This is a genomic window from Frigoribacterium sp. CF331 (assembly GCF_057787905.1).
Map to the genome: position 1 here is coordinate 195,901 of NZ_CM173545.1, position 12,276 is coordinate 208,176.

The following is a 12,276-nucleotide window of genomic DNA, read 5'->3' on the forward strand; positions in this document are numbered from 1 at the left end:
CGGCTAGCGGTCGACGACGGCCGACACTCCGCGCCCGGTGTCGCCGCGTCCGGTGTCGCCGCGCCCGGGGGGCTCGACCTGCGCCTCCTCGCCTTCGAGGCGTCGGATGATCGGCCCGACGTCGCCGATCTCGGCGCCGATCCAGTGGCGGTGCATCTTCTCGGCCACGGCGTACGTCGTGCCCGACCCGCCGAACGGGTCGAGGACGAGGTCGCCCGGTTCGGAGCTGATCGTCAACACGCGCTCGAGCAGCTTCTCGCTGAGCTCGTTCGCCCCGCGGGTCTTCGTCGCACGGTGACGCACGGGCGGGATGTCGAGCCAGACGTCGGTCAGGTTGATGCCGTCGGGGTGGAGCTTGCTGCGGTGCCCGCCGTAGTCCTTGATGTCGCGACCGCAGTGACGGCACACCTGGATCGGCAGTCGGGGCCGGACGAAGCGCGACGGCTTGCCCTTGCTGTAGTAGAGCAGCGAGTAGTGCGAGGGGTAGAGCTTGCCCGGGATCGGCAGGCCGTACTTGATGTCGACGGCGACCCAGTGGCGGAAGGTCATGCCCTCGGCGTTCAGGACGTGGCCGAGCTCGATGTTCCAGCGCGGGAGGTTGAAGAGGTAGAACGAGCCGCCCGGCCGCAGCACCCGGACGCATTCGGCGATCCACCGGCGGCACCAGACCAGGTACGCGTCGTCGTCGAGCGAGTCGTCGATGCCCGCGCCGTAGACCTTGCCCAGGTTGAAGGGCGGATCGGCGAACACGAGGTCGACCGACTCGTCGTCGAGTTCGGCGAGGACCTCGAGGCAGTCGGCTTGGAAGAGCCGACCGCTGGCGGTGCGGTACGTCGGTTGCACGTCGTCCTTCGGGGTGTCGCGGGTCGGGCGGAGGTCGTCGAGAAGACTACTTCGGGCCGCCGACATCGACGGCCGCCCGATCCCCGGACGACCAGTAGGCTAACGACCGTGTTGTCATCTGCGACGGAGCAGTCCCCCGACCCGAGGCGCCGCCGACCGGTCGACGAGGTGATCGTCCTCCGTCGCCAGGGCCGCCTGCCCCTCGACGACACCCTCGAGCCGGACGACCCGATCCTCCGTCCGCGTCGCCGGGGGCGGCGGCGTTCGCCCGTGCTCTACGTCCACCGCGAGCCCGTCCCGCACCAACCCGCCCTCGCCCTCGCCCTCTCCGCGGTCGCCGTCGGCTGCTACCTCGCCTGGGGCTGGACCGAGCTCGCCGAGGGCGCCTCGGACTTCCCCCTCGGCCTGGGCCGAGATCGACGGGCGGCCGAACCGGTGGTCGGAGTCACGGCGGCGTCCTTCGCCGTGTCCGCCCTCCTGGCGGCCACGGTGGGACGCCGCCCCGGGCGCTCCCCCGCCCTGCGGTGGACCGCGATCGTCTGCGCCGCCGTCACCACGATCGTCGTCGTCGCGACCCTGGTCGCGGCGGTGCCGTCGGTCGTCGGCACCTGACCTCGGCCCGACCCGAGCGCGAGAGGCACCGGCGGAGGCCGCGGACAAGCTACCGTTGCACCATGAGTGACACCACCGAGCAAGCCCCGAGCGACGCCACAGAGCAAGCCGACACGACGCCGACGTTCGCCGACCTGGGCTTGAGCGACCAGGTGCTCAAGGCCATCCGCGAGATCGGCTACGAGACCCCCTCGGCCATCCAGGCCGCCACGATCCCCACCCTGCTCGACGGTCGCGACGTCGTCGGCCTCGCGCAGACCGGCACCGGCAAGACGGCCGCCTTCGCCCTGCCCATCCTGTCGCGCCTCGACGTCTCGGCCAAGAAGCCGCAGGCCCTCGTCCTGTCGCCGACCCGCGAGCTCGCCCTGCAGGTCTGCGAGGCCTTCGAACAGTTCGCCTCGGGCATGCGCGGCGTCCACGTCCTGCCGGTCTACGGCGGTCAGGCGTACGGCGTCCAGCTGAGCGCGTTGCGTCGCGGCGTCCACGTCGTCGTCGGCACGCCCGGTCGCATCATGGACCACCTGGCCAAGGGCACGCTCGACCTCAGCGAGCTCAAGTACCTGGTGCTCGACGAGGCCGACGAGATGCTCAAGATGGGCTTCGCCGAGGACGTCGAGACGATCCTCGCCGACACCCCCGACGACAAGCAGGTGGCCCTGTTCTCGGCCACGATGCCGCCGCAGATCCGTCGCATCTCGAAGCAGTACCTGAACGACGCCGAAGAGATCACGGTCAAGGCGAAGACCACCACCTCGGTCAACACGACCCAGCGCTACCTGATGGTGTCGTACCCGCAGAAGGTCGACGCCCTGACGCGCATCCTCGAGGTCGAGAACTTCGAGGGCATGATCATCTTCGTCCGCACCAAGAGCGAGACCGAGACCCTCGCCGAGAAGCTGCGGGCGCGCGGCTACTCGGCCGCCGCGATCAGCGGCGACGTCGCCCAGGCCCAGCGCGAGCGCACGGTCAACCAGCTGAAGAGCGGCAAGCTCGACATCCTCGTCGCGACCGACGTCGCGGCCCGCGGCCTCGACGTCGACCGCATCAGCCACGTCGTCAACTACGACATCCCGATCGACACCGAGTCGTACGTGCACCGCATCGGCCGCACGGGTCGCGCCGGCCGCAGCGGCGCCGCGATCAGCTTCGTCACGCCCCGCGAGCGTCGCCTGCTCGGCGCGATCGAGAAGGCCACCCGTCAGCCGCTCACGCAGATGCAGCTGCCCACGGTCGAGGACGTCAACAGCACGCGCCTCACCCGCTTCGACGACGCCATCACCGAGGCCCTCGCGCAAGAGGCCCGCATCTCGGCGTTCCGCGACATCATCAGCCACTACGTCGAGCACCACGACGTGCCCGAGGCCGACGTCGCCGCCGCCCTCGCGGTGGTCGCCCAGGGCGAGACGCCGTTGCTGCTCGACCCGAAGGACGAGCGTCCCCAGCGCGACGAGCGCCCGCTGCGCGAGCGCGACGACCGTGCCCCCCGCGCCGGCCGCGACGACGACCGTGGCGAGCGTCGCGATCGCGGACCGCGCACGTCGAAGCCGATGACGGCCTACCGCATCGAGGTCGGCCGTCGCCACCGGGTCGAGCCCCGACAGATCGTCGGTGCCCTGGCGAACGAGGGCGGTCTCAGCCGCGACGACTTCGGGGCGATCCAGATCCGTCCCGACTTCTCGGTGGTCGAGCTCGCCTCCGACGTGTCGAGCGACATGCTCGACCGCCTGAGCGACACCCGCATCAGCGGCAAGCTGATCGAGATCAAGCCCGACCGCCGAGGAGGCGCGCCCCGCCGCGACGACCGCCCCGACCGGTCGTACGGTGGCGACCGACCCGCCCGCAAGCCGCGCTACTAGACACCCGGCCGCACGGCCCCCGACGCCGACCCGGCCCCCGCCTGGTCGGCGTCGTCGTGTCCGGTCCGCACGAGCCGTGGCGCCGGACGGGCGAGTCCGTCCACGACGGTGCGTCGTGGCCGACCGTCGGGCGCGAACTCGCCCGTCATCCCGCCGATCAGCGCGCCTCGGGCGGCACGCACCACCCCAGCAGAACGGAGCCCGATGAGCACCCCGCCCTCCCCCGGTGGCACCGACGCCCTGTTCGGCGTCGTGCAGACCGCGCTCACGATCGGCAGTGCCATCCCGCTGCTGCTCTCGGTCGTGGCACTCGTGCTCTTCGTCCGCATGCGCCGCCGTCTCGCGACCGAGCCGACGGGCACCCGACGACTCGCCGACGACACCCGGCGGCTCCGCGATCTGGCCCGGGTGGGCCTGCTGGGCTCGGCGTTCGGTCTCGTTCTGCTGCTGATCGGGCAGCTCGTCGTGGGACTCGGCACGACGGTGGGCCCGGCCGCCGCGTTCGCCGGGCCGCTCGCACCCGTGACGATCGGTGCGGCCGTGCTGACCGCCCTCGCGGCCGGGGCGTTCGCGACCTCGCCGGCCCCACCCGCGCCTCCTCGCCGCTGACCCATCGCCATCGGCGAGTCCGGGTCGTCGAGTGGGCAAGAACCGTCCTTCCGCCGGCGTTGAAGAACACTTTCCGCCCTCTCGATCGACGCGTCCGTCGGCCAGTCCGGCGACGAGTCGCCCACAGGCGGCTTCGAACGGAACATCGTCCGCAGGGCGACCGTGTGCTGCCGCAACTGGGACGGGCCGTCCGTACCGTCGACGCATGATCACCGAAGCGGGCTGCGACCTCCACGAGCTGCTCCATCCCACACTCATCCGCGACCACGACAAGAACGGCGGCGAGGCCGCGCCGCTCTGCGTCGTCGCCCTCGACGAGAAACTCGGTCACCTCTGCACGCAACCCGAGCTGCAGCGTCGTGCCACGGGGCGCAGGGGCGGAGGTGCCGCAGACGATGACCACCCTCACGAAGACCGCGGCGATGCGCTCGACGTCCCCTGACGCGTTCGAATGCGACACGGCCACCCGCCGACGCATGAGTCGGATCGCGCGCCGCGACACGGCGCCGGAACTGGCTCTACGAAGGGCACTCCACGCCGAGGGGTGGCGGTTCTTCGTCGACCGCACCGTCGAGGGGACGAGATGCCGACCCGACCTGTCCTTCCCTCGACTGAGGGTCGCGGTGTTCGTCGACGGCTGCTTCTGGCACTACTGCGAGGCGCACACCCACCTTCCCCGGCGCAACGGGGACTACTGGCTCGACAAGCTCAGCGGCAACCGTCGGCGAGACGCCGCCACGACCTCACGCCTGGAGGTGGCGGGCTGGACGGTCGTCCGTGTCTGGGAGCACGACCCGCTGGACGACGCGGTGCGCAGGGTCGAGTCCGAGCTCGTCATGGCCCGCCGTCGTCGAGGCGTCTCCCACGGCCCGCATCGAGGCTCTCAGGCGGGCACGCGGGCGTACTCCGCCGCGAGCACGTCGCCGAGCCAGGCGGCGAGGGTCGCGGCGGCCGAGACCGACGACTCGCGCTCGACGTCGGGGTTGTAGTTGGTGTTCGTGTTGACGTCGTACGGCACGAACCGGCCGTCGGCGGTCTCGATGAACTCGATGCCGGCGACCTCGATGCCCTGCTCGGCGACGAACGCCTCTAGCCGCTTCACCAGCGGGTGCTCGGCGGTCACCGAGGCACGCACGGCGAACGGGGCGAACGTGGCCGGGTCGGCCCCGTCGGGCACGACGCACGCGTCCGACGGGCACAGCTCGAAGCTGCCCGCCGAGGTGTCGACCCGCACCGCGTAGACGAACCGCCCGCCGACGAACTCGACGCGGGTGTTGAACGGCTCTTCCGCCTCGAGGAACTCCTGCAGCAGGGTGATCCCGTCGACCGGCACCTCGAAGTCGGGCCCGTCGACGTAGGCGTCGAACGAGGCGAGGTCGTCGAAGCGACGCACGCCCAGGCCCTTGCCGCCCTGGTTGTGCTTCGTGATGAACGGCAGCGCTTGCTCGCGCGCCCGCGCCTTGAGGTCGCTCGTGCCGAAGACGGCGGTCGTCGCGGGCACGTCGAAACCGGCCGACGCCAGCGCCAGGTACTGCGCGACCTTGCTCACCTCGAGCTCGACGACGCCGCTGCCGTTGATCGTCCGGCGCCCGTGCCGCTCGGCCCAGCGCAGGGTCGCCCGGGCGACCTCCTTCGCCGTCCCCCGGCCACGGGTGTGGGCCGAGCCGCTGAGGCGCGACCAGAAGATGCCCTCAGGAGGCGCGGCTGCGAGATCGAACGACGTCCCGTCGAGCACGTGCTCGCGGTGGGGCACCCCCGCGGCGTCGAGCTCGGCCACGAGCGGCGGCAGCCACTCGGGGTTGTCGTGCAGGACGTGGACGACGGGTGTCGGGTCGGCGTGGTCGACGGGAGCGGTGGCGAGTGCAGAACTCATCGTCCGATCGTGCACCACGCGCCTCCGTCGCGCCTCCACGTGTCGGCACGTGACCTTCGCCTCGCGGGTGCCGCCGCGGGCGAGTGGTCCGAGAACGTCCTTCGTCGATGCGCGAGGGACGTTCTCGGACCACTCGACGCCCGACCGGGGGCGACCCGGCACGATCGGCAGGTGCGAGCCAGTTGGTATCGTCGTCCGACGACTGCCGGAGGTCTTGCTTGGTGAACCACCCGTCGGGGCACGACGACGCCCTGAGCCGCGACGACGTGCGCGCGGCGTACGAAGACGACCCCACCTGGGCCCTGCTCCGCGGCTACAACGCGCGCTGGATGCTGCCGCTGTTCTCCCGCCACCTCGAGCACGCCGAGGGGCCGGTGTCGGCCGACTGGTTCCACCGGCAGGTCGCCGACGCCCTCGAGCAGAACGCCGCCGAGCAGGCCGCGTCCGAACAGGCCGCGTCCGAGCACCCCGAGGAGGCGCGGGTCGCGTCCCCGGCGACCCTCGCGTCCCCGACCACCGCGGACGTCGCACCCGGCGCCCCGTCCTCTTCCACCGCGACCGCGCCTCCCGCCGGCCCGGCCCTTTCCGCCGACGGCCGCACCACCCCGGCCGAGTACTGCCGCAGCTGGGTCGAGAGCCGCTGGCTGGTCCGCAGCCGCACCTCCGGACCGGACGCCCGCGCCGAGTACCGCCTGTCGCCGCACGCGCTCAAGGCGCTGCGCCTCGTGCGCGACCTCGTCGAGCGCGACAACGCCGTCAGCGAGGCCCGCCTCGGCAGCATCGCGCACGCCGTCGGGCAGCTCGCCGGCCTCGCCGACCCGAGCCGCGAGGCCCAGCTCACCCGGCTCGACGAGCAGATCGCCGAGCTCGAACGGCGCAAGGCCGAGATCGAGCGACACGGCACCGAACCCACCGCTCCCGACGTGCTGCGCCGACAGGTCCGCGAGGTGGTGCGCCTGACCGCGTCGCTGCCCGAGGACTTCCGCCAGCTCGGCGCGATGGTCGAGCAGCGACACCGCGAGGTCGCGCGCCGGGCGTCGTCCCAGCACGTCGGCAAGGGCGCGCTCGTCGACCAGTACCTGCGCGACAACGACCTGCTCGAGCAGACCCCCGAGGGTCGGGCCTACCGCGGCTTCGCCCAGATGCTCTCGTCGCGCGAGATCGACGTCATGCGGGCCGACATCGAGAAGGTCCTGGCGCAGCCCGACGCGGCCGAGCAGCTCACCGAGCGCCAGCGGACCCAGCTCGAGTCGCTCATCTCGTCGTTGCTCGCCGAAGAACAGAGCGTGCAAGAGACCTACGGCCGCTGGACGTCGTCGCTCCGCAGGTTCTTGACCCGGTCGGGCTCCGACCAGCAGCAACGCCTGCTCACCCTCGCCGACCGGGCGCTGCACGCCGGGGGCGTCTGGGCCGAGCGTCGGCCGGGTCACGCCATGCTGCCGACCGAGCACGGCGACGGACTCGGGCTCGGCGCGCTCGACGTCCGCGACGTCAGCCAGGTGCAGCTGCACACCGACCGTGCCCGCCCGACCGTCGACGTGCAGGTCACGATCGGCGACGCCGCCCTGCCCGAGGCCGACCGCGCCGCCCTGCGCCTCACCTCGGGCACGAGCACGGCGGCCGTCTCGGCGACGATCGACCGCCTGCTCGCCGACCGCGACGAGGTCACGAGCGCCGACGTCTACCACGCGACCGACCCCGAGTTCCGTCGCCTCGGGCTCGTGCTGAGCATGCTCGACCTCGCCCTCGACCGCGGTGTCGTCGGCGACGACACCGAGACGGTCGAGCTCGCCGGCGACCCGGCCGACGATCCCGCGCCCGTCGACACGCGAGGCGGACGAACAGGACCAGGAGGCGGGGGTCCAGGAGGCGCGGGCCGTCAGGTCACGCTGCCCCGCCTCGTCTTCCGGCGAACCGCCGCGGCGCCGCCCGACGGGGCACCCGCCACCACGCCCCCCGACGTCGACCCCGCCACGCCCGGCGCCCCCGCCCGCACGACCCGCTCCACCCGCACGAAGGACCCCGCATGAGCCCCGCAGCACCGCTCGACGAGACCGGCGTCGACGAGCCGACCCGCGCCTCCTCGGTGGAGGCGACCGGCGGCTCCGTCGACGGGCCGACCCGCGCCTCGCGCGACGCGTTCGACGACGGCGACGCGGACGACGTCCGGTCGGGCGCGGCGTCGGACGCCCTGCCGCTCGCCGGCCGCAAGGCCCTCGTCACCCTGCTGACCCATCGGTTCGTGTCGCGTGCCCGGCAGCAGGAGGCCTGGGCCGGCCTGCTGGCGCACGAGGCCGAGATCCGGGCCCGGCTCGACGAGATGTTCCTCGTGCTGGTCGTCGACCTCGACCACGAGGTCGCCTTCAAGAGGCAGGGCGGCGAGGACGACGTGCCCGTGCTGTTGCGCCGCGAGAAGCCGCTGTCGCGTGACGCGTCGCTGCTGATGGTGTTCGCCCGGCGCGAGCACGCCTTCACCGACGGCCTCGACGAGGCCGTCGTGATCTCGAGGGACGCGGTCGTCGAGTTCGTCGGGCGCCACCACGACGACACCGGGGCCGACGAGGTCCGGGCACGACGCCGGGCCGACGCCGCGATCGCCGCGCTCGTCGCCCGCGACCTGCTCTCGCCCGAGCCGGACGACCCGGAACTGTTCGTCGTGTCGCCCGCGATCGTGCCGCTGATGACCGCCGACCGGCTGGCCCACCTCGAGCGGGTGTACCTCGAGGCGGCAGGGGTCGAGGGCGACGGCCTCCCGTCCGGCGACGAGTCCCGGGCCGACGTCGACGACCTCGACGAAGACGAGGCCGAGAGCGACGGCGTCGGCGACGACGCCCTCGAACCCCAGGTCGAGGCCGACCCGGACGACGCCCCCGACCGCGCCGCCGAGACCGACGACTCCCCCGAGCCCGACCCGACCGCCGTCCCGCTCGACCTCGACCTCGACCTCGACCTCGACCTCGACACCGACACCGACACCGACACCGACACCGACCCGGAAGCACCCCAGTCATGAGCACCGCCGACACCGCGCCCGACCTCGGCATGTTCCACTCGGGGCAGTACCGCATCGAGCAGGTGCAGCTGCTGAACTGGGGCAGCTACGCCGGCCTGCACCGCATGCCCGTGGGTCGCGGCGGCATCGCGATCCTCGGGCCGACCGGTCGCGGCAAGTCGACGGTGCTCGACGCGATGGCCGCGGTCATCATGCCGAACCCGCAAGAGTTCAACCGTGCCGCGCGCGACGACAGCCGCAACCGGTCCGAGCGGACGGTCTACAGCTACGCGCGCGGCAAGACCGACGAGGTGCGCGACGCCGCCTCCGATCGCACGACGACGCGCTTCCTCCGCCCGCTCGGCGAGGCGTTCCCGAGCGGGGCGGCGATCACGTGGTCGACCGAGCTCGGCCAGACCGTCACGGCCGTCCGCGTCGCCTGGATCGCTGAGGACACCGCCGGTCAGGACGACGTCACCCAGGCGAGCGTCTACCTGCTCGTGCACGGCCGCTTCGACCTCAGTCGACTGTCCGAGGTGACCCGCGAGGGGATGAGCCAGAACCCGTTGACCCGCGGGTCGCTCGCCCGGCTGCTCGACCCGGCCCGCGACCTCGCGACGGCCTCGCAGCCCGAACTGCGGGTGCGGCTCTGCGGCGTGCTCGGCATCGGCGGCAGCGACGAGTCGCAGCTCAAGGCCCTCACCCTGCTGCGGCGGGCGCAGGCCTCGAAGGGCGTGTTCTCGATCGACGACCTGTTCAAGCAGTTCGTGCTCGTGCAGCCGCAGGCCCTCAGCCGTTGGGAGACCACGCTCGCCACCTACCGAGAGGCCTCGGCCCTCTACGACGTGTTCGAGACGACGCGCAAGAAGCTCGACGTGCTCGACCCGGTGCCGGCCCTCGGCGACCGGTACGAGCTCGCCGGCCATGACGGCTCGGCGAAGCGACGGCTGCTGGTCGACGACGGCGGCCCCAGCCGACTGCGCGTCTGGCTGGCCGAGCGCGTCGGTAGCTGGGTCAGCGGCGAGGTCGACCGCGTCACCGCCGACAAGCGCGAGCAGACCGAACGCAGGAGGCGCGCCCAGGCGGACGAGCAGCTCGCGTTCCGATCCCGTGAGCAGGCCCTGGCACGCATCGGCGAGCTCGGGGGCGACCCCACGCAGTCGCTCCGCGAGCACGTGGCCGCCGCCGAGGCCGAGCTCGCCGCCGTCGAGCGCACCCGCGGTCGACTCGCCGCCGCCCTGGACGGGACGGGCGAGTCCCTCCCCCGCGACGACGCACAGCTCGCCGCCCTCGGACAGCGTGCCGACCGTCTCGCAGCCGACGACGCCGCGGCCCGGGCCGCGACCGCCGACGCCCGCAGCGACCTCGCCGCCCGCATCGGCGAGACGAAGCGTGCCCTGGCCGCCCTCGAGAAGCAGAAGCGGTCGTTCGAGCAGCGGCGCAGCAACGTGCCCGACGACGCGATCGAGCGCCGTCGACGCATCGCCGAGGGGGCGGGCGTGCCGGTGTCGAGCCTGCCCTACGCCGGCGAGCTGTTCGAGGTCGCGCCCGAGCACGCCGGCTGGGCCGTCGCGATCGAGCGGGTGCTCGGCGATCTCGCCACGCACCTCCTCGTCGACCGCGACCACTTCGACGCCGTGCGCCGCTGGGTGGACGGGAACGACGTGCGCGGACGCGTCACGCTCGTGCCCGCGACCGTCGACGCCGTGCCGCGACTCACGCCCCTCGACCACACCGTCCCCGCGATGGTGCGCCTCGACCGGGCGAGCCCCTTCCACGGCTGGTTGCACGACGAGCTCGTCGCCGACCGCAGCGTGCTCTGCGTCGAGGGCCCCGACGACCTCGACGACCCGCGTCCGGCCGGCACCCGCGGTGCCGTCACCCGACGGGGCCTTCGCACCGGATCACGCGACCGCGTGGTCAAGGACGACCGGTCGACCCGCTCGTGGATCGGCCTCGACAACGCCGCCCGCATCGCCGAGCTCGGCGACGAGATCGTCGACCGCGAGGCCGAGCTGGCGCGGGTCCGAGGCGAGTACGACGCCATCGAGGCCGAGGCGGCCGAGCGTCGCCGGGTGGTCGACGCCGTCGCTCGAGCCAGGGAGTTCACCTGGGACGAGCTCGACACCACGCCCGCCTCGGCCAGGCTCGACGACCTGCGCGCCCAGCTCGACCGCATCGCCGTCGAACGCCCCGAGCTCGCGACGCTGCAGGCCGAGGCCGCGCAGCACGACGACGACCGGTCGGCCGCGACCCGGCGCCTGGCCGAGATCGACCAGGTGCTCGCGCGCCTCGACGAGAAGCACGCGACCCTCGTCGACATCGAGGACGAGTTCGCCGACGCCGCCGACGCCGAGCCCCTGACCGACGACGAGCAGGCCCTGCTCGCACCCCTGCCGTTCGCCGCCCCGCGCGAGGCGACCGACGTGGCGCGCCTGTACCGCGACGCGGCGTCGCAGCTGCGGGCCCAGGTCGACGCCCACGACCGTGACCGCGCGAACGCCGAGGCGACCCTCGTCGTCGTCTTCGAGCGCTACCTCGAGCTCGACCGCACGGCGGGCTTCGACGCGACCGTCGACAGCCTGCCGACCGTCCGGGCGATCCACCGCCGGCTCGTCGCCGACGACCTGCCGCACGCGAAGCAGCGCTGGCTCGAGAAGGCGGGCACCGACGTCGGCGACAGCCTGCGGGCGCTGCTCGTCCAGATCGAGGAGGACGGCCACGTCATCCGTCGCGGCGTCCGCCCGATCTCGCAAGCGCTGCGCTCGATCGAGTTCAGGCAGGGCTCGACGCTCGACATCGAGCCGCGGCCGGTGTCGAACGGCGACCTCGTCGAGTTCAAGCGCACCCTGCGCGAGCACGCGAGCGGGGCGGACCGCCCCGATGCGCCCGGCTCGGGTGCGAGTGGCTCGACCGACGGACGAACCGAGGAGGCGCGGGACGCGTCCGCGGTCGAACGACGGTTCCTGAGGCTCCGCCGCGACCTGGCCCACCTCGAGGAGCGGTCGAAGGTCGGCGACGCCTGGCGTCGGCGGGTGCTCGACGCCCGCGAGCACTACCAGTTCCGGGCGATCGAGACCCGGGCCGACGGCACCCAGATCGTGCACGAGGGCGTGGCCGGCAAGTCCGGCGGCGAGGGGCAGGAGCTCATCGCGTTCGTGCTCGGGGCGGCACTGCGCTTCCGGCTGGGCGACGGCACCGACCGGGTGCCGACCTACGCGCCGATCGTGCTCGACGAGGGCTTCGTCAAGGCCGACGCCGAGTACACCGGCCGGGCCCTGGCGGCGCTCACGTCCTTGGGCTTCCAGCTCGTGGTCGGGGCACCGCGCGACAAGGTCAACGCGTTCGAGCGGCACGTCGAGAGCGTCGCCTACATCTCGAGCGACCCGTCGAACCCCGAGCTCTCGCGCATCTACCCGCTGACGATCCGCCAGGCGATCCAGGTCGAGCGGCACGGCCTCGACCCCGCCGCCCTCGCCTGACCCGCGCCT

At 73.0% G+C, this 12,276-nt stretch carries 10 protein-coding genes; 8 read left to right on the plus strand and 2 right to left on the minus strand.

The features are described 5' to 3' along the window. Window positions 1-3: 3 nt before the first annotated feature. A complete protein-coding gene (locus AC3CCI_RS00910) occupies window positions 4-909 on the minus strand; it encodes a DNA-methyltransferase (RefSeq protein ID WP_488627817.1) in 906 nt (301 codons plus the stop codon). Between the two features lie 42 nt (window positions 910-951). Between AC3CCI_RS00910 and AC3CCI_RS00915 the strand changes: the two genes are divergently transcribed. The 5 genes from AC3CCI_RS00915 (at window position 952) to AC3CCI_RS00935 (ending at window position 4,909) form a co-directional block, all read left to right on the plus strand. After that, window positions 952-1,455 carry a hypothetical protein gene (locus AC3CCI_RS00915; protein ID WP_488627818.1) on the plus strand — a complete coding sequence of 168 codons (504 nt, stop codon included), beginning with the start codon at window positions 952-954 and terminating at the stop codon, window positions 1,453-1,455. Between the two features lie 62 nt (window positions 1,456-1,517). Further along, window positions 1,518-3,311 (plus strand): DEAD/DEAH box helicase, encoded by a 1,794-nt coding sequence (locus AC3CCI_RS00920; RefSeq protein ID WP_354594636.1) that lies wholly within the window; start codon window positions 1,518-1,520, stop codon window positions 3,309-3,311. Between the two features lie 204 nt (window positions 3,312-3,515). Then, window positions 3,516-3,920 carry a hypothetical protein gene (locus AC3CCI_RS00925; RefSeq protein WP_488627819.1) on the plus strand — a complete coding sequence of 135 codons (405 nt, stop codon included), beginning with the start codon at window positions 3,516-3,518 and terminating at the stop codon, window positions 3,918-3,920. 205 nt (window positions 3,921-4,125) lie between these two features. Continuing rightward, the gene (locus AC3CCI_RS00930) at window positions 4,126-4,362 is read left to right on the plus strand and encodes a hypothetical protein (protein ID WP_488627820.1); all 237 of its coding nucleotides are present in this window, start codon (window positions 4,126-4,128) and stop codon (window positions 4,360-4,362) included. Further along, window positions 4,343-4,909 (plus strand): very short patch repair endonuclease, encoded by a 567-nt coding sequence (locus tag AC3CCI_RS00935; RefSeq protein WP_488628707.1) that lies wholly within the window; start codon window positions 4,343-4,345, stop codon window positions 4,907-4,909. The genes AC3CCI_RS00930 and AC3CCI_RS00935 overlap by 20 nt, the downstream gene beginning before the upstream one ends. On the opposite strand, the gene AC3CCI_RS00940 is transcribed toward AC3CCI_RS00935, so the two are convergent. Beyond that, window positions 4,804-5,793: an ATP-grasp domain-containing protein gene (locus AC3CCI_RS00940; RefSeq protein ID WP_488627821.1), complete on the minus strand. Its 990-nt coding sequence runs from the start codon at window positions 5,791-5,793 to the stop codon at window positions 4,804-4,806. The genes AC3CCI_RS00935 and AC3CCI_RS00940 overlap by 106 nt on opposite strands. Before the next feature lie 221 nt (window positions 5,794-6,014). Here AC3CCI_RS00940 and AC3CCI_RS00945 point away from each other — a divergent pair, with 221 nt between their 5' ends. Genes AC3CCI_RS00945 through AC3CCI_RS00955 form a run of 3 tightly spaced genes read left to right on the plus strand, consistent with a single transcriptional unit; the run spans window position 6,015 to window position 12,267 of the window. Then, window positions 6,015-7,823 (plus strand): DUF3375 family protein, encoded by a 1,809-nt coding sequence (locus tag AC3CCI_RS00945; protein ID WP_488627822.1) that lies wholly within the window; start codon window positions 6,015-6,017, stop codon window positions 7,821-7,823. After that, window positions 7,820-8,806 carry a DUF4194 domain-containing protein gene (locus AC3CCI_RS00950; protein WP_488627823.1) on the plus strand — a complete coding sequence of 329 codons (987 nt, stop codon included), beginning with the start codon at window positions 7,820-7,822 and terminating at the stop codon, window positions 8,804-8,806. Before AC3CCI_RS00945 ends, AC3CCI_RS00950 begins: the two co-directional genes overlap by 4 nt. Then, complete coding sequence (locus AC3CCI_RS00955; RefSeq protein WP_488627824.1) at window positions 8,803-12,267, plus strand: ATP-binding protein; 3,465 nt, start codon at window positions 8,803-8,805, stop codon at window positions 12,265-12,267. The genes AC3CCI_RS00950 and AC3CCI_RS00955 overlap by 4 nt, the downstream gene beginning before the upstream one ends. Window positions 12,268-12,276: the final 9 nt, after the last annotated feature.